Origin of the sequence: Rhizobium sp. LC145, assembly GCF_001005825.1 — a bacterium.
In the GTDB taxonomy this organism is placed as follows: Bacteria; Pseudomonadota; Alphaproteobacteria; order Rhizobiales; family Rhizobiaceae; genus Neorhizobium.
The window spans coordinates 271552-295167 of sequence record NZ_LBHV01000001.1; the positions used below are offsets into that span (position 1 = coordinate 271552).

Below are 23616 nucleotides of genomic sequence, written 5' to 3' on the forward strand. Positions count from 1 at the left end.
GCGGCCGCTTCCATTCCGGCATCAGGCCCCGAGAGCGGCAGCCACGGCCGCGATGGCCTCCTGCGACTTCGAGCCATCCGGGCCGCCTGCCTGCGCCATATCCGGCCGGCCGCCGCCGCCCTTGCCGCCAAGAGCAGCAGACGCCACACGCACGAGCTCCACGGCGCTGAAACGCTCCGTCAGGTCCGGCGTGACGGCGACAACCGCGCTCGCCTTGCCATCGGCGGAAACGCCGACCAGTGTCACGACGCCCGAACCGAGGCTCGCCTTGCCTTCGTCCGCCAGTCCCTTGAGGTCTTTCGCATCGATCCCTTCGAGGGACTTGCCGAGGAACTTGATGCCGCCGATTTCCCGAACGTCATCGCCGGCGCCAGCCTGCCCGCCGCCCATGGCGAGCCGGCGCTTGGCATCGGCAAGCTCCCGTTCCAGCTTGCGCCGCTCCTCGATCAGTGCTTCGACGCGCGGCAGGACTTCCGCCGGCTGCACCTTGAGGGCGCCGGCAAGCGACTTCACGCGCTCGTCCTGCTCAGCGAGATAGGTCCGGGCCGCGTCGCCCGTGAGCGCCTCGATGCGGCGCACGCCCGCGCCGACCGCGCTTTCGGAAAGAACGCGCACGAGACCGATATCACCGGTGGCGTTCACATGCGTGCCGCCGCAGAGTTCCAGCGAATAGGTCTTGCCTGCCTTGGAACCCTCGAGCCCCTTGCCCATCGAGACGACGCGCACCTCATCGCCATATTTTTCGCCGAACAGCGCCATCGCGCCTTCAGCGATCGCATCGTCGACGCTCATCAGGCGCGTGGCAACCGAAGAGTTCTGCAGGATGATGGCGTTTGCCATGTCTTCTACCTTCTGCAGCTCCTCCGCCGTCATCGGCTTCGGATGTGAGATGTCGAAGCGAAGCCGCTCCGGCGCCACGAGCGACCCCTTCTGCGCCACATGTCCGCCCAGCACCTCGCGCAGCGCTTCATGCAGCAGATGGGTGGCGGAATGGTTGGCACGCAGGCGCGAGCGGCGCTCATGATCGACCGCGAGCAGAACCGCATCGCCGATCGTCAGCGTGCCGTCCGAGACGGTAGCCGTGTGAACGAAGAGCCCCTCGCCCTTCTTCTGGGTATCCGACACGGTCAGGCGCGCATGATCCGTCGAAATTGCGCCGGTATCGCCGACTTGGCCACCGGACTCCCCATAGAACGGCGTCTGGTTGACGACGACCTGAACCTGATCGCCGGCAGACGCGCTGTCGATGACCTTGCCGTCCCTGACGATCGCCTGCACCACGCCTTCGGCGGCTTCGGTGTCGTAACCCAGGAATTCCGTGGCGCCGTGCTTTTCCTTCAGCTCAAACCAAACGGTTTCGGTCGCCTTGTCGCCGGAGCCTGCCCAGCTTGCACGGGCCTCCGCCTTCTGGCGCTCCATGGCGTCGGTGAAACCGGCAATATCGACGCCGATCTCGCGGGCACGCAGGGCGTCCTGGGTCAGGTCGAGCGGGAAACCATAGGTGTCGTAAAGCTTGAAGGCGGTCTCACCGTCCAGCATGTCGCCCTTGCCGAGCGTGTTGGTCGCATCGGACAACAGCGAGAGGCCGCGCTCCAGCGTCTTGCGGAAACGGGTCTCCTCCAGTTTCAAGGTTTCCGAAATCAGGGCTTCCGCACGCATGAGCTCCGGATAGGCGCGGCCCATTTCCTGCACGAGAACCGGCAGAAGCTTCCAGAGCAGCGGCTCGCGCGCGCCGAGAAGTTCGGCATGACGCATGGCGCGGCGCATGATCCGGCGCAGCACATAGCCGCGGCCCTCGTTCGACGGCAGGACGCCATCAGCGATCAGGAAGGCGGAAGAGCGCAGGTGATCGGCGATCACGCGGTGGCTGGCCCGGCGTTCGCCCTCGGCCTTCACGCCGGTCGCTTCCACCGAAGCGGAGATCAGCGCCTTGAAGAGGTCGATATCGTAATTGTCGTGCACGCCCTGCAGAACGGCTGCGACACGCTCAAGGCCCATGCCCGTATCGATCGACGGGCGCGGCAGATCGATGCGCTCTTCCTTCGTCAGCTGCTCGTACTGCATGAAGACGAGGTTCCAGATCTCGATGAACCGGTCGCCATCCTCTTCCGGCGATCCCGGAGGGCCGCCCCAGATATGATCGCCGTGATCGTAGAAGATCTCCGAGCAGGGGCCGCAGGGCCCGGTATCGCCCATGGCCCAGAAGTTGTCGCTGGTCGGGATGCGGATGATCTTCTCGTCCGGCAGTCCGCCGATCTTCTTCCAGAGGTTAAATGCCTCGTCGTCCGTATGATAGACCGTAACCAGAAGGCGATTGCGATCGAGGCCGAATTCCTTGGTGATCAGGTTCCAGGCAAGCTCGATGGCGCGCTCCTTGAAATAATCCCCGAAGGAGAAATTTCCGAGCATCTCGAAGAAGGTATGATGGCGCGCGGTATAGCCGACATTGTCGAGGTCGTTGTGCTTGCCGCCGGCGCGCACGCATTTCTGGGCTGTCGCCGCCGTGGAATAGGGCCGGGTCTCAAGACCGGTAAAGACGTTCTTGAACTGCACCATGCCCGCATTGGTGAACATCAGCGTCGGATCGTTGCGCGGCACCAACGGACTGGAGGACACGACCTCGTGTCCGTTCTTCCGGAAATAGTCGAGGAAGGTCGACCGGATGTCATTCACGCCGCTCATGCTAAGCCCTTTATTCCGCTGACTGCGGTTCAATCGCCGAAAAACCACTGGCTTTTATCGTTCGCACCCACCGCTGTCCAGACGAACGCAAACCGGCCGCTCATCTTTCACAGATGGCGGCCGGCGAACGAGCCCAGCTATTGATGTAATTTCTCACATCTCCGCGGCATTATCCCCGTCATCGCTATCGGGACCACCGTTCTCCAGGAAGCGATCGGCAATCAGGCCGGCATTCTGACGCAGCGCCATCTCGATCTCGCGCGCCAGTTCCGGATTGTCGCGCAGGAAGAGCTTGGCGTTTTCGCGGCCCTGCCCGAGGCGCTGGCTGTTATAGGAGAACCAGGCGCCGGATTTTTCGACGATGCCGGCCTTGACGCCGAGATCAACCAGCTCGCCGGTCTTGGAAACGCCTTCGCCATACATGATGTCGAATTCGACCTGCTTGAAGGGCGGGGCCATCTTGTTCTTCACGACCTTGACGCGGGTCTGATTGCCGACGACCTCTTCGCGCTCCTTGACCGAGCCGATGCGACGGATGTCGAGACGGACGGAAGCATAGAACTTCAGCGCGTTGCCGCCGGTGGTGGTTTCCGGAGAGCCGAACATCACGCCGATCTTCATGCGGATCTGGTTGATGAAGATGACCATGGTATTCGATTTGGAGATCGAAGCCGTGAGCTTGCGCAGCGCCTGGCTCATCAGGCGGGCCTGAAGGCCCGGCAGGCTGTCGCCCATCTCGCCCTCGATTTCGGCCCGCGGCGTCAGTGCCGCAACCGAATCCACCACCAGAACGTCGATCGCGCCGGAGCGCACCAGCGTATCGGTGATCTCGAGCGCCTGCTCGCCCGTGTCCGGCTGGGAGATCAGGAGGTTCTCCAGATCGACCCCGAGCTTGCGGGCATAGACCGGATCGAGCGCATGTTCGGCGTCCACGAAGGCGCAGATGCCGCCCTTCTTTTGCGCCTCGGCAATGGTCTGCAGGGCCAGCGTCGTCTTGCCCGAGCTTTCCGGACCGTAAATCTCGATAATACGTCCCTTCGGGAGACCGCCCACGCCGAGTGCGATGTCGAGGCTCAGCGAACCGGTGGATATCGTTTCGATCTCCACGACCTTCTCGTTCGCACCGAGCTTCATGATCGACCCCTTGCCGAAGGATCGTTCGATCTGCGACAGTGCCGCTTCCAGCGCCTTGCTCTTATCCACCGATTTGTCCTCTACGAGCCGCAAAGAATTTTGTGCCATCCGATCCACCTTTAGGTTATTGAAGCCGCGCAGGCAATGAAGCAGCCGATGTGAATTTCGTACATGTTTTGTTCCAGTTTAGCAAGCACCCCTCAACGAATTGAGAAAAAAAGGTTATCCGGCCTGCGTTCTCCGCTTGTTCCCGCCGAGCGGGATACGCATTCTGAGGCGGTGACGATCAAGTCCAACAACCTGAAATCGCAGCGAATCAAACCTTCCGCGGGAATTGGAAAATGAAGAAGATTCTGGTCCTCGGCGGAGCCCATATCGATCGGCGCGGAAGGCTTTCGGGCGAGACGACGATGGGCGCCAGCAATCCCGGCCACTGGATCGAGGACACCGGCGGTGGCGGTTTCAATGCGGCGCGCAATCTCGCGCGCCTCGGCCATGCGGTGCAGATGGTGGCGCCGCGCGGCGGCGATGACGCAGGAAAGCGCGTCGCGGCAGCCGCCCGCGAAGCGGGCGTCGAAGACTGCCCTTTCGTCTTCCTCGACCGACCGACGCCCAGCTACACGGCGATCCTGGCTAATGACGGCAATCTCGTCGTCGCCCTTGCCGATATGGAACTCTACCGTTTCTTCACGCCCCGACGCCTGCGCATCCGGGCGCTCCGCGAGCGATTCGCCGCCGCCGATTTCGTATTATGCGACGCCAATTTGCCGGCCGATACGCTGGAGGCGATCGCCACACACGCTCATGAGAACGGCAAGCCGATTGCGGCAATCGGCGTTTCCCCGGCCAAGGTCGCGAGGCTCGCCGGCTGCCTGCACCGCATCGATTTCCTCTTCATGAACGCCGCGGAGGCCGAAGCCCTTGCGGGCGAACGGCCGGAAAGCCCGGAGGGATGGCCGGAACTTCTGCGTGCCATGGGATTGAAGGGCGGCGTGGTCACGCAAGGCGGCAGCCAGGCGGTTGCATTTTCACAGGCCGAAACAGTGCTTCTCGCCCCTCCCCCCGCGATGATCGTCGACGTCACCGGGGCCGGAGATGCACTGGCGGCGGGCTTCATCCATGCGTTGCTGGAAGGGAAAAGCCTCTCGCAAGCCCTCCGTTCGGGAACCGCTGGCGCGCTGATCGCGCTTCGTTCACCCCGATCTGTGCCGGACGACCTTTCGCAAAGAACGCTCGATCATGAGCTGCTCCGTCTTTCAGAACCCCAACCGGCCTGAAATCACTTCTGCTCGTCGAGCATTTCCCGAACAGCCACAGCAAGCTGCTTCAGCGAGAACGGTTTCGGCAGGAAGCCGAACTTGGCATCCGCCGGCAGATTGCGCGCGAAGGCATCTTCGGCATAGCCGGAAACGAAGATGAACTTCATATCCGGATAGGATTTGCGCAGCTCCGCAAGCAGGGTCGGACCGTCCATTTCGGGCATGACCACGTCGGAGACGACAATATCGACCTTGCCATCCAGTTCCTGCATGATCTCCAGCGCTTCCGTCCCGGAGCCCGCTTCATGGACCGTGTAGCCGCGGGTCTCGAGCATCCGCTTGCCGCCGCGGCGCACGGCCTCCTCGTCCTCGACAAGCAGCACGACCGCGGAGTTTCCGGTCAGATCGACGCTCTCGCTGCTCGCGGCGGCGGCCTTCGACGCGGCTCCGGCCTTTTCGCCTTCCGCCGCATTGCCAGCTGCATCCTGCTCCCGGGGCGCCTGCTCCTCCGGAACGTGCCGCGGCAGGAAGATGCGGAAGCTCGTACCCTTGCCGAGGTCCGATTGCGGATAGATGTAGCCGCCGGATTGCTTGACGATGCCATAGACCATGGAGAGGCCAAGGCCCGTGCCCTTGCCTACTTCCTTGGTGGTGAAGAAGGGCTCGAAAATCTTGTCCATGATTTCCGGCGGGATGCCCGTGCCGCTATCCGACACTTCGATCATCACGAAATCCTCGGCCGGCAGATCCGCCTGATGGAGGCTTGCGGCCTCTTCAGCCGGAACGTTGCGCGTCTTGACGAGGATCGTGCCGCCTTGCGGCATTGCATCACGGGCGTTGACGCAAAGGTTGATCAGCACCTGCTCGAACTGCGAAAGGTCGGTGCGGACCGGCCACAGGTCGCGGCCGTAATCCACTTCGAGCTTCACATTGGTGCCGGAGATCAGCCGATCGACCAGCATGCGCAGATCGCCCACCACATCCGTGAGGTTCAATACGGCGGGCCGCATGGTCTGCTTGCGGGAGAAGGCAAGCAACTGGCGCACGAGGACGGCGGCGCGGTTGGCGTTGCGCTTGATTTCCATGAGATCGGCGAAGCTCGCGTCGGATGGGCGCGCCTGCAAAAGCAGATGGTCGGAAGAGAGCAGGATCGCCGTCAGCACGTTGTTGAAATCGTGCGCGATGCCGCCTGCAAGCGTGCCAACCGCATTCATCTTCTGCGTCTGCGCCATCTGGGTTTCGAGCGCCTTCTGCTCGGTGGTCTCGAAGGCATAGACGATGGCCACCTCTTCCGGCGCCTCGTCGCCCGCGTCGATCACGGCGTTGACGTAGAAACGGACGTAGCGGTTCTCCTCGCCCGGATAGCGGGAGTCGATCGGAGGAATGTCGCCCTGCCCGTCCTTGGCGGCGGCAAGCGCCTGCAGGAGCTGCGGCCGCGTATTCTCATGGACGATGGCATCCAGCATGGCGCCGGTCTCGACGTCGTCGCGGGACACCACGCCGGCGAAAAGTTTCAGGAAGGGCGCATTGATGCGCAGGATCTTGCCTTCGCCATCGACGGAGGCGATCGCCATCGGCGTGTTGTTGAAGAAGCGCGTGAAGCGCATGGCGGATGCCGATTGGTCCCCCTCGCCGCCTTTCGGGCGGGCAAGCACGATGGTTCGGCTTTCTCCCGGCGCGCCGTCGCGCATGGAGCTCACGCTATGCACGAGCCTGACCGGCAGGCTCTGGCCGTTGGTGCGGCGTAGGTCGAGATCCAGTGTTTCGGTACGCTTGAGGCCGGGGGCGGCCTGCACGGACTGGATGAGTGCCATGCCCTCGCCGGCCACCAGATCGGCCATGCTGATCGAGCCCGGCGTGAACTTGGTGAGATCGATGCCGAGCCATTCGGCAAGCGTCGCGTTCAGGTAGAATATCTCGCCCTTCCTGCCGGCCGAGAAGAAGCCTGCCGGAGCATGGTCGAGATAGTCTATGGCGTTCTGCAACTCGCGGAAGAAGCGCTCCTGCTCGTCGCGCTCGGGCGTGATATCGGTGATCTGCCAGATGTCGAGCTGGTTCTTGCGCTTGTCTTCGGGAGCGAGCAGCCGGGCCTTCAGCCGATACCAATGCGCGCCGGAACCGTTTTCAGTGGCGCGGCCGAGCGGCTTCATCAGCCGGAATTCCTCGTGCCCCTCCCGGCCCTCGCGCAGCGCCGTCGTCAGGCGGTAGAGCGCCTCGGTCGAATCACGCGTCCTGGAAAGCAAGGTCTCCAGCGACTGCACGTTGCTCGCCTTCGTCGCGCCGGTCATCCGGCCATAGGCGGCATTGGCGTAGAGAATGTGACCTTTCGGATCGGTGATCAGGATTCCGTCGGGATGATTGGCCAGAAAGCCGCGCGCCAACTCCTCCGATCGGGATTGCGGCATCACCTCCACCAGGCCGATGAGGGAAGACACCACGAAAAAGATGCCGACCATGGCGAGGATTCCGAGGATGCCGAGCATCACCTCGTTATCCAGCGCATGCTGGAAGAAGACGAAGGCCACCGCCACCCCGATCAGCACGAGAGCGAGCAGCAGGATACGGATGATCGTGCCGCCCCGCGCTCCGCGCTCCACCAGCGGCGCCTCGTAGTTGCCGCCCTGCTGCAACCTCGTCATCTACCCCTCACATTTCGACCGATCGACGAGCGCGGCCATAGAAAACTGCGGAATTCCTCCACGATTCTCTCTTAGCAAGTTGAAGCTGAAGCAAAAAGCTCCGAAGCACAGAAAAGCCGGGATAGTGGTCCACATTGCTCTCGCGCGGCCCGTCCGTGCTTGCCACGAGGTGAAAAAAATCGTCATCTGCCGCGGTAGTAGTCCCCCGGGGCAGTTCGAAGGAGAACCGAAAATGGTCGAAGAACTGATGGGCGCCTATGGCAGCCGCTTCGTGATCGCCATCCTGGGGGTGGCCGTCGGCCTTATCTGCCTGATCGGCGTCCTCTGGTTGCTCAGGGGCCGCAGCGGCCCCTCGCCTTTCGTGCGCGGCGGCAAGAACAGGCAACCCCGCCTGCAGGTGCTCGACGCCGCCGCCGTCGATACGCGCCGCCGGCTGGTGCTCGTGCGCCGCGACGACGTCGAACATCTGATCATGATCGGCGGTCCCACGGATATCGTCATCGAAAGCAGAATCGCACCGGCAGGCCTGCCTCGGACCACGCCCGTCCAGACGGTGCCCGTCCCGGCGGAGGCGCCCGTTGCCGTCAAACCCCGCCCCGTGCCGGAGCCGCGACCCGCGGCATCCGAGCCCCAGCTGACCGCCACGCCTGAGCAACGCCTCGCGGCTGCCGGCCCAACCTCGATGGTCGCCGCACGCGCCGTTGCTCCCGAGCCTGAAACAACCCCTGCCCGGCCGCGACAGGAACCCGTCCTGCAGGCTCCGGACGAAGCGCCGCACCCGGTTTCCCGGCCCGCGCCCGGCGTCAATCAGGCGGAAGATATGCTGGAGGCGGCGCGCGGTCGTGTATTCGGCGGCGCGACCGAGCCTGTTCGCGCCGCACCGCTGCAGGCCATCCAGCCCGAAGCGGGAAAAGTGCTGGGCAGCGACTTCGAACGCATCCTGGAAGAAGAGATGGCCAGCAATCTCGCGGCCCGACAGGCCGCGGCTTCCGGAGAAAATCGAGCGACGCCTCAGCGCAACCCGGCCGTGCCGCCGGTCACCGGCGCGACGCCCGAACCCACGCTCCAGGCCGAAGTCGCGCGCATTTTCGGTGAAATGTCGGTCACGCGCGACAAATGAGCGTGCGGCGCGGCTCCGATGCCGCCCCTATTCCGCGAATGAAAAAGGCACGGTTTCCCGTGCCTTTTTAGTTTGTTTCCGGTCGAGGCGGCGATTACTCGTCGCGATAGACCTTCTCGCGGCGCTCGTGGCGCTCCTGGGCCTCTATCGAAAGCGTGGCGATCGGACGGGCGTCCAGCCGCTTCAACCCGATAGGCTCGCCGGTTTCCTCGCAGTAACCGTAGGTGCCATCATCGATGCGCTGGAGGGCGGCATCGATCTTGGAGATCAGCTTGCGCTGACGATCGCGAGCGCGAAGTTCGATGGCTCTGTCGGTTTCGGAGGAAGCCCTGTCGGCGAGGTCAGGATGATTTGCGCTTTCTTCCGCCAGATGACCCAGCGTTTCGCGCGCTTCTCTCAGGATGTCATTCTTCCAAGCGATCAGCTTCGCCCGGAAATAGGCTCTCTGTTTTGCATTCATGAACTCATCGTCTTCCGAGAGCACATAATTGCTAAGATCGATCTTCTCACTCAACGCGATTCTCCCGAAGAACATCTCTTGGCGCGCTCTATATCCTATTCGGCTATCCACGTTCAAGCCTTACAACTCGAAACAAGAGATAATTTAAAACTGTCACAAAAATGAGCTAAACGATTATTATTTAAGCTTTTATTCCGCACAGACCGAACAGCGGGACCGCACCTCACGCGCTTGTGCTATCGCCGCGGACAGCCTGGATGGCGGTTGACGAACATCCCCTTGCGGGGCTACGCAGTCGTTCAAACGGAGTTGCGGCCCCGGCATGGTCACCATCGATCCTCCACCTTTTCGTATCTATCTTCTGAGGCATGCCAAGTCCGGCTGGGCCAAGCCCGGCGAGCGGGATTTCGACCGCACGCTCGACGATCAGGGCTATGCCGAGGCGGAAATCGTCGCGGATATGGCGGCCGACAGGAATTATCGCCCCGATATCGTCATCTGCTCCACGGCGGTGCGCTGCCGGCAGACGGCCGATGCCATACGGCGGGCGATGGACGAGACATTGGAGATGGTCTTCGTCGACGAACTCTACAACGCGCCGCTCGCCACCTATCTCGCCCTGCTTGGGGCGCAGGAGGAAAAACAGTCCGTCATGCTCATCGGCCACAACCCGACGATCGAGGAAGCGCTGGAAGCGCTGGTGGGGGCCGATCGCATGGTAGCCGCGATCCCGGGCGGCTTCCCGACTGCCGGCCTTGCGGTGATCGATCATAGAGGTGTTACGTCCGGCGCGGAGACCGGCTGGGTCATCGCGGATTTCATCACCGCCTGAAGGTTGCAGCCGCGGCAGCGACGCACTCCTTTGCACGCGCGGCATCGCAGACTATATAAGATCGAAATTCATCCGGGATGACGCCTTGCCGCCTTCTCTCACCAGCTTCACCGACGACGCGCGGATTGCCCTCGACAATCTCGCGGACCGAGCCACCGGCCTTGTAAACCCGACGGTGAGGCTCGGCGTTACCGGCCTTTCCCGCGCCGGAAAGACCGTCTTCATCTCTTCGCTGGTCCACAACCTCCTCAACGGCGGGCGCTTGCCGCTGTTCGAGGCCATGCGCTCCGGGCGCGTTTCGGCGGTCAGGCTGGAGCCCCAGCCCGACGACGCCATTCCCCGCTTCCAATATGAGGACCATATCCAGGCGCTGGTACGCGATCGGGTATGGCCGGATTCGACCCGCGCCATCTCGGAATTGCGCATAACCCTGGATTACGAGAGCGCCAGCGGCTGGAGCCGGATGTTCTCGCGCGGCCGGCTTTCCATCGATATCGTCGATTATCCCGGCGAATGGCTGCTCGACCTGCCCCTCCTCGGGCAGGATTACTCCACCTTCAGCGAGAACACCGTAAATCTCGCTAAAACCGGCATACGCGAGGAATTGTCGCGTGAATGGCTGGCGCTCACGGCCGGCATCGATATGGATACGCCGGTCGACGAAATGACCGCGAGACGCCTGGCCGAGGCGTTCACCGCCTATCTTCGGGCCTGCAAGGCGGACGAGCGCTCGCTCTCCACATTGCCGCCCGGCCGTTTCCTGATGCCCGGCGATCTCGAAGGATCTCCGGCGCTCACCTTCGCCCCTTTGCCGAACATTCCGCAGAGCCGCGCGCCGAAGGGATCGCTGCGCGCCATGATGGAACGGCGTTACGACGCCTATAAGTCGGTCGTGGTGAAGCCCTTCTTCCGTGAGCACTTCGCGCGGCTCGACCGGCAGATCGTACTGGTGGATGCCCTGCAGGCGATCAATCGCGGTACGGAAGCCGTGCAGGATCTGGAGCGTGCGCTCACCGATGTGCTCGCCTGCTTCCGTTCCGGCCACAACAGTTTCATCTCCTCCCTGCTCGGCCGGCGTATCGACAAGGTGCTCGTTGCCGCCACAAAGGCCGATCACCTCCATCACGAGAGCCACGACCGCCTGGAACGGATCGCGGCGCGGATGGTGGATCGGGCGGTCGAGCGCATCGGCATGTCGGGCGCGGATATCGACGTGATGGCGATCGCCTCGGTCCGCGCCACGCGCGAGGCCACCGTGAAGGAAAACGGGCAGCTTCTGCCGGTCATCGTCGGCACACCGATGGCGGGAGAAACGATCAATGGCGAGCGCTTCGACGGCGACAAGAAAACTGCCATATTTCCCGGTGACTTGCCGGAAAATCCTGAAGCATTCTTTCAGCAGATGGAATCCTCGTTGCCCACCCTGCCGGATATCAACGTGATACGGTTCCGCCCGCCCGCGCTGGAAGAGACCGGCGGCGGGCTCAAACTCTCCATTCCACATATCCGGCTCGATCGCGCCATGCAGTTCCTGTTCGGAGACCGCCTCGCATGAGACCGCCCGAAACCGAGAAAGAGCGGCAGAATCGCCGGCCAGCCTCCTTCGCGATCAAGGAAGAGGAGTTCCGTGAACCCGCGCCGCCGCTTCGCCGCGCTCCACGCAGCTTTGCGGGTGACATCATCGTCACGCCCGACGAGGAAGATCCCTTCCTCTCGCCCGCGGAGCTTTCGCCCGAGGCGATCCCGATGGCCGAGCCGCGGCGTCGGAAGTTCTCCTTCGCCAATCTCGCGCTTGCGGCCTTCGGCACCTTCCTGTCGCTCGCGTTCGGGCTTTGGGCGGACCGGGTCGTCCGCGATCTCTTTACGCGGGCCGACTGGCTCGGCTATGCGGCGCTTACCGCGCTCGGGCTTGGGCTGATCGGCCTCCTCGTCGTCGTCGGCAGGGAGATTCTCGGGATCATGCGGCTTTCCGCCGTGCAGACGTTGAAGGCCGAAGCGGAGGAGGCCATTGCGGCTCCGCGGCCGGCGCCGGCCCGTGCCGTCACCGCCAAGCTTGTCAGGGTTCTTTCCCATCGCGCCGAGACCGCCAAGGGCCGCGCAACTCTCGACGCCACCAGCGACGAGATCATCGACGGGCCGCAGCTCATCGAACTGGCGGAACGCGAATTGCTTTCGCCGCTCGACCGAAAAGCCCGCGCCCTCATTCTCGGCTCTTCCAAACGCGTTTCGATCGTGACCGCGGTCAGCCCGCGCGCCATCGTCGATCTCGCCTTCGTGCTTTTCGAGGTGAGCCGGCTCGTCCGGGCCATGGCCGAACTCTATGGCGGCAGGCCCGGCACGCTCGGCCTCCTGCGGCTGATGCGGGATGTGATCGCCCATCTCGCGGTCACCGGCTCGATCGCCGTGGGCGACGGTCTCGCCCAGCAGGTTCTCGGCCAAGGGCTGGCCTCGAAACTTTCGACCCGGCTCGGCGAAGGCGTGATCAACGGGCTGCTGACGGCCAGGATCGGGATCGCCGCCATGGACCTCTGCCGGCCGTTGCCCTTCCGGGCGCTCAAGCGGCCGGGCATCGGCGATTTCATCTCCGATATCGCTGCGGCGGGTACGCGCCGGGAGACCTGATTGCCGCCCGAAGGCTAATAAAGCAGTCCCGAAACTGGACGCAGATACCACTCGTTAACCATTCCGAGCGTAGGTTGCGACGAGTTCAGGTTGCTGCTTTGCCCGAGGAAAGTTCCATGTTTTCGCGCTTCTTTTCGCTGTTTGGCGGGCTGGCCGCCGTGACTTTCGCAGCCTCGTCGGCGCTGGCGCCGGAAGCACTCGCGGCCTCTCGCGATCAAGTCTTCTTCCAATCGGTTTCGGGTATCTGGAAGGGACCGGGCGAGATCGTCGCCGGCAAATACAAGGGCACCAAATTCACTTGCCACCTCACCGGCGAATCCGCTCCGGGCGGCGAGACTGGCATGAAGCTCGACGGCACCTGCCGCGTCGGCGTTTTCAAGCAGCCGATGTCGGCCGTCATCACCCATAACGGCAAGGGTTATCAGGGCAAGTTCCTCGATGGCGCCGAAGGCAAGGGCCTCGACATCATCTCCGGCTCTGTGAGCGGCGACAAGGTCGTGATGGGCATCAATCGGGCCAAGCTGAACGGCGCGATGGTCGCCAGCCTGCGCGGCGACAACAAGATGAACATCACGATTTCGGTGAAGGTCGAGGATCAGATGGTGCCGGTGATCGGCCTCACGCTCGATCGGGACATGGATTCGATCGCCGTCGGCTCGATCCGCTGAAAAGGTGTGGTGGCGCTCAATCGACCCGCCACCAGTCCCCGTTTGGCCGGACCACCCTTATTCCGGCGACATCCGCCTCCGCCAGCCATGCGCCGACGCTCTTTCCCTTGACGTTCAGGTCCGGTGCGATATCGGCAAGCGGCATCAGCACGAAGCTCCGCTCCGTCATCCGCGGATGCGGCAGTTCGAGCTTATCCGTCTTCTGCTCGCGGCTGCCGAAGGTCAGGATGTCGATATCGATGGTACGCGGCCCCCATCTTTCCAGCCGCTCCCTTTTCATGTCCCGCTCGATCGAAAGGCAGGCATCGAGCAGGGCCTCGGGCTCCAGCGAGGTTTCGACCAGCGCGCAGGCATTGAAGAAATCCGCCTGATCGGTCTTTCCCCAGGGAGGCGTCGAGTAGAGCCGGGAAACCGCCAGTACACGGCAATCCTCACGACGGTCGAGCTGCCGCAATGCCCTTGCCATGGCAGCGGGCGGATCGCCGATATTGCCGCCTAGGCCGAGAGACGCGACCTCCAGGCCGCCATTACGGGACGTGCTCAACGCACACCTCCGCATGGTCGAGAATGCCGGGAATGGGTACGCTCGGCTTACGCACGGTTATCGCCGTGCGGCGGATCTGCGGAAAACGCTCGCAGAGCGCCAGCGCGACATCCCTGGCCAGCGCCTCGATGAGCTTGCGCCGCTGGGTGGTCACCACCTTTTCGACGATCTGGAAGGCAGTACCGTAATGGACGGTCCTCGCAACGTCGTCGGTATCGAGCGCCTCGTCCGCGTCGACCTCCATGACGACATCCACGAAAAACCGCTGGCCGAGGAATTCCTCCTGCTCCAATGCGCCGTGCCTTGCGAAGAAGGAACAGTTCTTGAGCGTAATCGTATAGGTCATGCGGTGCCCTCCGTTCCGGTTTCCCTCTCCGCCGCGATCATCGCATCGGCGATCGCAAGAGCGTCCCTGCTTGCCGCGACATTGTGAACGCGGAAGATGGCCGCCCCAGCAAGCCGCAGGATCGCGCTGGTCGCAGCCGTTGCGATATCACGTTCTTCGGCCTGCCCGCGTCCGGTGAGCGACCCGACGAACCGTTTGCGCGACGTGCCGACGAGCAGCGGCAGCCCGAACCGGTGCAATTCATCGAGCCTCGTCATCAGCCGCACATTCTCGCCCACGTCCTTCGCAAACCCGAATCCGGGGTCGAGGACGATCCTCGCCCGCTCAACCCCCGCCGCTTCCGCGATCTTCAGCGACTGTTCGAAGAAGAGTTCCTGGTCGGCGATCACGTCATCGAGCTTTTCCCGTCCCCGCCCGGTATGCATGATGCAGAGCCCTGCCCCGGTCTCTGCCGCCACGCGGGCAAGCTCGGGCTCCCGCTGGAGCCCATGCACGTCGTTGATGATGTGCGCTCCGGCGGCCATCGCAAGCCTTGCTGTTTCGGCCCGATAGGTATCGATGGAGATCAACGCGTCGCTCTCTCCGGCAAGCCTTTCGATCACCGGCAGAACCCGGTCCTGCTCCTCGGCAGCGCTCACATCCGCGGCTCCGGGCCTGGTCGACTCGCCTCCGATATCGAGAATTGCAGCGCCCTGCTCCAGGCATTCGAGGCCGTGCGCCACCGCCGCCTCGACATTCGTGTAGAGCCCGCCGTCCGAAAAGGAATCCGGCGTCACGTTGACGATCGCCATGATATGGCCACGAAGACCGAGTTCGAGACTGCGCCCGCCACCGACCTGCCATAGTGTGTTGCGCGGGGATATCACCTTCCGCCCATCTCTCGGGGAGTAACGCAAATTTTCCAGCCTTTGTGTTGCGCTTGAGTTGGCTATGCCCCAAGCTCGAAACAAGTTCAACGTTGCAGGCCAGAGAATGTTTTTGATGTGCCGTTTCCGCCGGATTGTCGGCGGAGCCCTCTTCCTTTCCATGATTCCGGCCATCACGCATGCCGATCCTCTGATCAACAAGACCTATTCCTATTTCCGGATCGGCGGCCGCACGGCGGAGGACCTGGACAAGGAGCTCGAAAAGCGCGGTCCGGTGACGAGGACGACCGGCCATCGGCATCCCGGTGCGACGGAGATCAAGTTCGGCGGCGAAGTCACCTATGTGGAGCGCGAAGGGCGCTGCGCGGTCGGCGGCGCCAAGATCACCTTGCGCACCCACCTCATCCTTCCCCGCTGGAACAATCGGCGCCGCGCCGAAAAGGATCTCGTGATGATCTGGGACGCGCTCTCGGCCGATATCAAGCGGCACGAGGAGCGTCATGCCGAGATCGCCCGCAACTACGCGCGCACGCTGGAGCGGGACTTGAAGAGGCTGCCGGCCAGCCGAAGCTGCCAGGCATTGGAGAAGCAGGTGGCGGAAACGACGCGCCGCGTTCTGGAGGCGCACGACCGCGATCAGCTCCGCTTCGACCAGGTGGAATCGAAGAATTTCGATGCCCGCATGATGCGGCTTCTGAAGTACCGCATGCAGCAAAACGGCCGCTGATCAAGGCCGCGCCTGCCGCCAAAGCCTCCTTCCCATTTCGGTAAACCACGCCTCCATCACGATTTTTCGGGGGAGTGCGATTTATGGTAATGGCCTAATAAAGGAAATTCGGCTAGAAATTCATACATGATCTTTAGCCGACTGATTCTCCGGAGATCGCGGCAAAGACGAGGCGACCGGTACCTGCCCGTCGTGTGTTGGGCGCTGTGTCGCATGCAGTTTTGAAGTCAGTCCGCGTGTTCTGCCCCTGAGTGCCGTTCTCCTGGCGCGTCCCTAAGCCGCAGGTGTCTCCTCCCTCGCCCGCGGTGATGCGCCCGCCTTGCCTCGCTTGCCGCTCCCAGCGCAGCGAGGCGTTTTTTTGGCTTGCGGAAAGATCAGGCCTGGCGTTCCGGCACGTTGACTACCAGTCCGTCGAGTTCCTGAGTGATCTTGATCTGACAGGAAAGGCGCGAGGTCGGCCTCACTTCGTAGGCGAAGTCCAGCATATCCTCTTCCATGGGCGCCGGCGGGCCGACCTTGTCCGTCCACTCCTCATCCACATAGACGTGACAGGTGGCACAGGCGCAGGCGCCGCCGCATTCGGCCTCGATGCCGGGAACGGAATTGCGGACCGCGTTCTCCATCACGGTGGAGCCGGTCTCTGCTTCGAGTTCGAAGCGCGTACCGTCGAAGGCAACGATGGTGAGTTTCGTCATGATCAGGAAATCCGGTAGGGGTTGGTGGTAGACGGGACTTATCTAAGCGGCGCCGTCTTCCAATAAAACCCCTGGACAGTCAACATTTTCAGGCGACGCCGGCCATCCGGCCGGCGCACGGCGCTGATTGCGTGCCGCTCAGCGGCAGAGCTTGAGAATGAAGTTTTCAGCCTCGACGACGGCGGCGGCGACCGCTGCCTGGAGGGCGGCATCCGACACATACGCTTCCAGCTGCTCGGCGGCTTGAGCCACCCGGAAAGCCCCAACGCCCCTTGCGGCACCCTTTAGCCGATGCGCGGCCGCGACGACGGCCTTCTCATCTCCTACGGACATATCCTGAAGGGCCTTGCGCGCCTGGCGGGCGAACATCTGCAGCACCTCGATTTCGAGAGCCTTGTCACCCATGGTCTGGGTGGCGAGATGAACGAGATCGATCGGCCGGGATTGAGATGGGCAACCGCCCTGCGCATTGTCAGGAGCTTCGAACGCGATACTAACCGCTGCCATGAACTATTTCCCTGCTCTAATTTTCAAAGTGTCCCGTTTTTGCCGGGCAAGGCGGCTATCCCGTCAAATTCCGGCACAATCGCGGCAGGATTCTTCCCATATGGTTAATTTCTGCTAAGCTCCCATAATTTTAGGCCTTTTGCACATTTCTATGGTTTAAATTCTGTTAACAAGCTTCCAGGCCAAAGCCGCCTACGGGGCGTTTTAATTGTACCGTTTGCGCGAATGTGCCACTACAGTACGGTTAGGATGGCGGGGAGAATACTCCTTTTGCCGCGGATGGCAGGCTGGTAAGTTTTCCTTATCATCCGTTTGAAAGAACAGCCGTCTGAAATTGTAAAGTGAAATGGAAATCCCGACATCCGGCGACGGAACGAAGGGTTTCCGGCAGGCAGTATCTTCTGTACGGGACCACTGGGCGGGGGTGCGTACAAGGAACGGCCGGGCGAGTATGTAACGAGGCGTAACCGCATGGCGAAGAATACCAGCAGCGAGTCGATCGACGAGACCGCGTTCCAGGCTCTGGAGGATGCTCTAAAGATCGATTTCAACGACGAGCCGGAATCTCGCCCCAGGCCCTCTCCAAAATCCCCGGGCCAGAAGTCTTCGGCAAAGAGTTCCGCGTCCCACGCCTCGGAGGCCAGAGTGTCAGATACGCCAAGCCAGCGCCCTGCCCCGCAGGCCGAACCGGTCCGCTCCGCATCGCCCGAAGCCGCGCCCCGCGCGCCGGCTTTCGAGCCCGCCAACGACAGCGGTCGGCGCAACCCGGTCACCATGCTTCGCGCGCTCGAAAGCGGCTCGATGCGCTCGTCGCTGCGCAACGCGACACTGATATCGATCCTCTGGGCGGTTGCCGGCCTCGGCCTCGGACAGTTGGTCTATGGAAGCCGCATTTGGCAGCTCGGCTCGATCGCTGAGGTTCTGGCCATTCCGGGCGTCGTCGCCATTCTCGTCGGCATCATCGTGCCGATCCTGCTCTTCTATGCCTTCGCGATCATGATGGCGCGCGCGCAGGATCTGCGCAACGCGGCCCGCTCCATGGCCGAGGTGGCGCTGAGGCTCTCCGAGCCGGAAACCATTGCCAGCGAACGCATCATGACGGTCGGCCAGGCCGTCCGCCGCGAAGTCTCGGCCATGAACGAAGGCATCGAGCGCACGATCGCCCGCGCCGCCGAGCTCGAAACCCTCGTGCACTCCGAAGTGAACGCGCTGGAGCGCAGCTATGCTGACAACGAGCTGCGCATGCGCGGCCTGGTGCATGAGCTCGGCTCGGAACGCGATTCGATCGTCAACCATGCCGAACGCATCCGCTCCTCGATCGTTGGCGCGCATGAGCAGTTGAAGGAAGAGCTTTCGCTTGCAACGGAGGAGATTTCCGTCCGTCTGGCGACCTCCGGCGAGGCTTTCGCCTCGATGATCGATACCCGCGCCGCAGCCCTCATGGAGAAGTCCCATGCGGCCGGCGAGGCCCTGGGCACGCTGCTTTCGGCCAAGGCCGACACTCTGCTGCAGACGCTGAATTCCTCCGGTTTCGCGCTCGCCCACGAATTCGACGAGCGGCTGGAGACCCTGACATCGACGCTTTCCGATCGCGGCCAGGCCCTTCTCGGCGAGTTCGAGACGCGCGCCTCCACGCTCGACGCCAATACCGAGAAGCTGAACGCCGCCCTTGCCGAACGGACACGCCAGCTCAACGAGACGCTGCTTGCCCGCACCCGCGAGATCACCGAGGGCCTGAACGACGGCGAACGCTCCATTACCGGCACGCTCGACGACGTCATCACAACCCTCCACCGCACGCTCGACGAGAAGGGCACCACCTTCCGCAGCAGCCTGCAGAGCGCGGCCGACGACGCGATCATGGATCTCGACCTGCGCACCGGCCTCTTCGAGGAGCGGCTGCAGACGACCGTGGGCCAGCTGAGCACCAGCTTTGACGACGGGCTGGCGCAGTTCACCACCGCCTTCGACCAGCGCGCAGGTTCGCTCGACAGCAAGCTCATGGATAGCCTCGCCCGCATCAATGAGACGGTCGCGGGCGGCTCGGAAGCCATCGAGGGCATTCTGAGCTCCAGCATCGAACGTATCGGTTCGGCGCTTACCGACCAGTCGCTGGCGCTTGCGACGACGCTCGGCACCAGCCAGGAAGTGCTGGACTCCATGCTCGACAGCCGCACGCGCGAGCTTTCCGATGCGCTTGCGGCGCGATCGGAGGAGATCCAGAGCGCGATCGGCTCCACGCATGAGCGGATCAACGCCGTTCTCGGCGAACGCGGTGATGCCCTTCTCGAAGGCTTGGCGAAGAGCCAATCCCGCTTCGAGGAAACGCTGGAGACGCGTTCGGACGCCATCATCGGCTCCGTTTCGGGCGCCCACGACCGCATGGCGGACGTTCTGGACCGGAGCACCGCGGCCCTTTCCCGCACGCTTTCCGACAGCGAGCACCTGCTTGGCGAAAATCTCGGCCGTCGCGTCGAGCAGGTGAGCGAAGCGCTCGCCACCAACGGCGAACGTCTGGCCGAACTCATCGAGCGCAAGGCTTCCGTCGTCGAAAACGCATTGTCCGGCGCTCCGGATCGCCTGGCGAACATTCTCGACGAGCGTGCGGAAACCATCACGCGCACCCTCGCCGAAAGCGAGGAGCGGCTCGGAACCGGCCTCGACCAGCGCGTTTCCGACTTCAATCGCACGATTACGCAAAACAGCGATCGGATTGCCGAAATCTTCGACGACAAGGCGATGGAACTCACCACGTCCTTTGCGCTCAGCGAAGACCGGTTCGCCGGAATGCTCGACGAGAAGGCGGCTTCCCTGCTGAACGCCGCCGCCGATGCCGACAGCCGGCTCGAACAGGCCTTTGCAAGCCGCTCCGAGGCTATCCGCACCGCTTATGCGGAAAACCAGCAGCGGCTCGATCAGTCGCTTGAAAGCCGGACCGCCGATCTCACCCGCGTTCTGGAGACCAATAGCGGGCGCATCGAGGAAACCGTGGGCTCTGCCGCCAGCCGGATCGAAACGGCTCTTGGCGACGGTTCGCGCCGGTTCCAGGAAAGCCTGGCCGACGGGCTGGAAAACATGGAGTTCACGCTCGCCACGTCGCAGGAACTGCTGACGAGCACGCTTTCCGGATCGCACGAGCGCCTGGAAGCAACGCTCGGCCAGGGCAACGAGCGCATGGCCGAGACCGTCGATGCGGCCAACCGGCAGATGTCCGAGACGCTGGGTTCGGGCTACGACCGCATGCGCCAGACGCTCGAAGAGCGCAGCAACATGATCTCCGTCGCGTTGACCGATGCGCAGGAGCAGATCGGCAACATGCTGTCCGACCAGGCGACCTCGATCGGCACGACGGTCGCCGCCAGCGCCGGAATGCTGGAAATGTCGCTGGAAAGCCATCAGGACTCCCTGCGCGCCGCCATCGACGGTGCAGGCGAGGCCCTCGAACAGCGGCTGCGCGAGACCGCCGGCGACATTGCCGGCCGCCTCGGCGAGGCCGCGGGTGAGATCAGCCGTTCGGCGGACGCCTTCTCCAGCCGCATCGAGCAGACGGTCGGCGGCGTTTCCACGGCGCTCGACCAGACGGGCGAGAAGATCGAGACCACTTTCGGAGGTCTCGAAGGCCGTATCCGCGACGAACTCGGCAATGTCACGCAGCTGGTGGACGATGCCGGCCGCAGCCTTGCAAATACGCTCGGCCAGCGGACCAGCGACATCGAACGCATCGGCGGCGAGATCGCCACGCGCATCGACGAAACGCTCACGGCGCGCACCGCCGACATCGAGCGCATCAGCACGCAAGCGAGCGAGCGCATCGCCGAAACCATGGACGGCCGCACCGCGCATATCGAGGAACGCCTGTCCACGATGGACCGGGCGCTCACCATCGGGCTCGACAACGTCACACGCACGATCGAAGGCAAGGCTTCGGGGCTTGCCTCGACGCTGCGCGAAGCCGTCAGCGCCGCCGCTCAAGGAATGGACAGCGAAGCCATGCGCTCGGCGGAACTGCTCGCCCGCGCCGGCTCGGAGTTCACCGAGGAACTCAGCACCCGCAATGCCGAGTTCACGAAGGCGATCGAGGACCGCTCGAGCGAGATCGTCGAGCGCATCTCGGAAACACAGAACCGCCTGGCAGGCCAGGCGGCGACCGTCGCGCAGGCATTCTCCGATGCCGGCAACGCGATCGTCCACAAGGTCGCCGAAGCGGATTCCCTGGTGAAGCGCCAGGTCACCGCAATCTCCGAGGCGCTCGGTGAAGCCGAGCGGACGCTGGAGGCGCGCGGCGGCACCATCCGCAGCACGCTTTCCGAGACCGCCGGCGAGATCAACGCCGCCATGGACTCGGTGGACCGCGCGCTCGCCGCTCGCAGCGATGCGATCCGCTCCTCGCTCGACAGCCGTACCCGCGACCTGAACTCCATGCTCGCCGGCCGCTCGGAAGAGCTGTCGCGACTGATCGACGAAAAGGCGCGTCCAATGATCGAGGGCTTTGCCCAGACCGGCCGCGCCGCGGCCGATCAGATGGCCGCAGCCGCCCAGGCGAGCACGGAACGGCTTGTCGCCGCCGCGGAAGAAAGCACCAACCGCATCCGCAACGAAAACGATGCGCTGGTCGATGCGATCGCGGCACGCACCAACGACACGCTGGCGGCAATCGCGCAGCGCGCCGAAGATGCCGCCGGCACCATCCGCTTCGCCGAACAGGGCCTGTCGACCAGCGTCAACAGCCTCATCGACCGCCTTGCAACCAGCAACGCGGACATCTCGACCGTCGTCCATCAGGCGCTGCAGGACATGCACGCCGCGGCGGATTATGCCGCACAGCAGTTCGTCGGCGTGGACGAGAAGCTCGACTCGACGGCAACGCGCTTCTCGGAAGCGGCGACCCAGGCTGCCGACATGGTCGCCGGCTCCAGTCGCCTCCTGGAAAACAACATCGACCGCCTGTCGAACATTTCCGGCCAGACCCTCAGCCAGGTCGGCGGCATCGTCGCCCGCTTCGACGAGCATTCCAAAGTGCTCGCCCAGGCGTCCGAACTGCTCGGCGCCGCCCAGTCCAACCTCGCCAGCACGCTGGACGAACGCCAGACTGCCCTGCGCACGCTCTCCGTCGGCCTCGTCAAGCGGTCGGAAGAGATCGAGGCAACGATGCGCGGCATGACCACGCTTCTTGAAGGCGCCTTCGAGCGGGCGGAGGATCGCTCCGCGCATGTCGCCACGCGCCTGCGCGAAGACCTTCTCGCCTCCTTTGCCGATATCGGCCGCACGCTTGGCGAAACTCAGCAGCGTGCCGAACTTACGGCGGACGCCATGCGCGAAGCCCTGCACGGGGCAAGCGAGGAGGCCAATCGGGCGCTCGAATCCACCCTCACCGAAGCGGAGCGCCGCTCGCGGGATGTCGCCGAGCGCATGCGGGGCGGCATCACGAGCTCGCTGGACGATATCGACCGCCTGCTCTCCGATGCCGCACAGCGTTCGGACAGCGCCGCCGACAAGCTTCGCGAAACGCTGCGGCAGTCCGTGGAAGAGGCGATCGGCCGCTTTGCCGGCGCGACGGATGAAATCCGCCGCTCCGCCAACGAGATCCGCAGCGAACTGGACACGACCCGTTCGGAACTGAAGCGCGGCGCCTTCGATCTCCCGGAAGAAGCCAAGGAAAGCGCTGCCGCGATGCGCCGCGCCGTGGCCGAGCAGATCAAGGCGCTCCAGGACCTCTCCCAGCTCGTCGGCCGTTCGGCCCAGCAGCTCGAGGTCTCAGAGCCGGCAGCGGCTCGTACGGCTCCCCAGCCGCAGCCTGAGCGCCCTGCTCCCGCGGCATCCACGCAGCCAGCTCCCCGCGCGGAAACCTATTCCAGCGGCCTGAGGGGTACGCTTGGGCTCGAGCGTTCCGCACCGGCCCAGACGCCACCTCAGGCGCCAGCCCAGCCGCGCTCGGAACCGGCGACCCGGCGTGAGGACGGCGGCGGCTGGATCAGCGATCTCCTCCGCGGCGCTTCCCGCGACGACGCCAACCAGGCTGCACGCCAGCAGCCCGCCCGTCCGACAAGCGAAGCAGCCCCCGCCCCGGCGGCAAAGAGCAATGGCGACAACCGCAATCCGCGCCACATGGTGGAATCGCTGAACTCGCTTTCGGTCGACATCGCCCGCGCGATCGATCATGACGCTTCGGTCGATCTGTGGCGCCGCTACCAGCGCGGCGAGCGCGACGTCTTCACCCGTCGCCTCTACACGCTGAAAGGCCAGCAGACCTTCGACGAGATCAAGCGCAAGTATGACCGCGAGCCGGAATTCCGCACTGCCGTCGACCGCTATATAGCCGATTTCGAGAAGCTGCTTGCCGATGTCGCCCGCACCGATCGCGACAAGAGCGTGACGCAGAGCTACCTGACTTCGGATACGGGCAAGGTTTATACCATGCTCGCCCATGCGGCAGGCCGGTTCAGCTAAGCCGCCTCGCAAAGCGGAGCCTGCGAAATAGAAACAAAACGGCCGCCTCTAGGGGCGGCCGTTCTTGT

At 63.7% G+C, this 23616-nt stretch carries 17 protein-coding genes; 8 read left to right on the forward strand and 9 right to left on the reverse strand.

What is annotated here, in order from left to right:
* Positions 1-21: 21 nt before the first annotated feature.
* On the reverse strand, positions 22-2682 hold the full coding sequence (gene alaS, locus YH62_RS01395; RefSeq protein WP_046792357.1) for an alanine--tRNA ligase: 2661 nt from the start codon (positions 2680-2682) through the stop codon (positions 22-24).
* Positions 2683-2835: 153 nt separating this feature from the next.
* Positions 2836-3924: a recombinase RecA gene (gene recA, locus YH62_RS01400; protein WP_046792358.1), complete on the reverse strand. Its 1089-nt coding sequence runs from the start codon at positions 3922-3924 to the stop codon at positions 2836-2838.
* A gap of 233 nt (positions 3925-4157) precedes the next feature.
* Between recA and YH62_RS01405 the strand changes: the two genes are divergently transcribed.
* Complete coding sequence (locus YH62_RS01405; protein ID WP_046792359.1) at positions 4158-5093, forward strand: carbohydrate kinase family protein; 936 nt, start codon at positions 4158-4160, stop codon at positions 5091-5093.
* A gap of 2 nt (positions 5094-5095) precedes the next feature.
* On the opposite strand, the gene YH62_RS01410 is transcribed toward YH62_RS01405, so the two are convergent.
* Positions 5096-7714 carry a PAS domain-containing sensor histidine kinase gene (locus YH62_RS01410; RefSeq protein WP_046792360.1) on the reverse strand — a complete coding sequence of 873 codons (2619 nt, stop codon included), beginning with the start codon at positions 7712-7714 and terminating at the stop codon, positions 5096-5098.
* Between the two features lie 232 nt (positions 7715-7946).
* Between YH62_RS01410 and YH62_RS01415 the strand changes: the two genes are divergently transcribed.
* Complete coding sequence (locus tag YH62_RS01415; RefSeq protein ID WP_046792361.1) at positions 7947-8834, forward strand: flagellar biosynthetic protein FliO; 888 nt, start codon at positions 7947-7949, stop codon at positions 8832-8834.
* A 94-nt stretch (positions 8835-8928) separates the two neighbouring features.
* On the opposite strand, the gene dksA is transcribed toward YH62_RS01415, so the two are convergent.
* A complete protein-coding gene (gene dksA / locus YH62_RS01420; RefSeq protein WP_046792362.1) occupies positions 8929-9348 on the reverse strand; it encodes an RNA polymerase-binding protein DksA in 420 nt (139 codons plus the stop codon).
* A 268-nt stretch (positions 9349-9616) separates the two neighbouring features.
* Between dksA and YH62_RS01425 the strand changes: the two genes are divergently transcribed.
* The 4 genes from YH62_RS01425 to YH62_RS01440 all read left to right on the forward strand — a co-directional run bounded on the left by YH62_RS01425 (position 9617) and on the right by YH62_RS01440 (position 13416).
* Positions 9617-10126 (forward strand): histidine phosphatase family protein, encoded by a 510-nt coding sequence (locus YH62_RS01425; protein ID WP_046792363.1) that lies wholly within the window; start codon positions 9617-9619, stop codon positions 10124-10126.
* Between the two features lie 85 nt (positions 10127-10211).
* A complete protein-coding gene (locus YH62_RS01430; protein ID WP_046792364.1) occupies positions 10212-11681 on the forward strand; it encodes a YcjX family protein in 1470 nt (489 codons plus the stop codon).
* On the forward strand, positions 11678-12748 hold the full coding sequence (locus YH62_RS01435; RefSeq protein ID WP_046792365.1) for a TIGR01620 family protein: 1071 nt from the start codon (positions 11678-11680) through the stop codon (positions 12746-12748). Before YH62_RS01430 ends, YH62_RS01435 begins: the two co-directional genes overlap by 4 nt.
* A gap of 116 nt (positions 12749-12864) precedes the next feature.
* Complete coding sequence (locus tag YH62_RS01440) at positions 12865-13416, forward strand: hypothetical protein (RefSeq protein ID WP_046792366.1); 552 nt, start codon at positions 12865-12867, stop codon at positions 13414-13416.
* A 16-nt stretch (positions 13417-13432) separates the two neighbouring features.
* On the opposite strand, the gene folK is transcribed toward YH62_RS01440, so the two are convergent.
* From folK to folP, 3 genes are read right to left on the reverse strand one after another with little or no spacing between them, the layout of a single operon-like run.
* Positions 13433-13960, reverse strand: a complete 528-nt coding sequence (gene folK, locus YH62_RS01445) for a 2-amino-4-hydroxy-6-hydroxymethyldihydropteridine diphosphokinase (RefSeq protein ID WP_280950034.1) — start codon at positions 13958-13960, stop codon at positions 13433-13435.
* Positions 13944-14306 (reverse strand): dihydroneopterin aldolase, encoded by a 363-nt coding sequence (folB, locus tag YH62_RS01450; protein WP_046792368.1) that lies wholly within the window; start codon positions 14304-14306, stop codon positions 13944-13946. Before folB ends, folK begins: the two co-directional genes overlap by 17 nt.
* Positions 14303-15172 (reverse strand): dihydropteroate synthase, encoded by an 870-nt coding sequence (gene folP, locus YH62_RS01455; protein ID WP_046792369.1) that lies wholly within the window; start codon positions 15170-15172, stop codon positions 14303-14305. Before folP ends, folB begins: the two co-directional genes overlap by 4 nt.
* Before the next feature lie 160 nt (positions 15173-15332).
* On the opposite strand from folP, the gene YH62_RS01460 reads away from it, so the two are divergent.
* Entirely contained in the window at positions 15333-15899 is a 567-nt protein-coding gene (locus YH62_RS01460; protein ID WP_245282041.1) for a DUF922 domain-containing protein, read from the forward strand.
* Between the two features lie 374 nt (positions 15900-16273).
* On the opposite strand, the gene YH62_RS01465 is transcribed toward YH62_RS01460, so the two are convergent.
* Together YH62_RS01465 and YH62_RS01470 are read right to left on the reverse strand one after the other, a co-directional pair.
* Positions 16274-16594: a 2Fe-2S iron-sulfur cluster-binding protein gene (locus tag YH62_RS01465; protein ID WP_046792371.1), complete on the reverse strand. Its 321-nt coding sequence runs from the start codon at positions 16592-16594 to the stop codon at positions 16274-16276.
* A gap of 138 nt (positions 16595-16732) precedes the next feature.
* A complete protein-coding gene (locus tag YH62_RS01470; RefSeq protein ID WP_046792372.1) occupies positions 16733-17101 on the reverse strand; it encodes an Hpt domain-containing protein in 369 nt (122 codons plus the stop codon).
* 471 nt (positions 17102-17572) lie between these two features.
* Here YH62_RS01470 and YH62_RS01475 point away from each other — a divergent pair, with 471 nt between their 5' ends.
* A complete protein-coding gene (locus YH62_RS01475; RefSeq protein WP_046792373.1) occupies positions 17573-23548 on the forward strand; it encodes a hypothetical protein in 5976 nt (1991 codons plus the stop codon).
* Positions 23549-23616 lie beyond the last annotated feature (68 nt).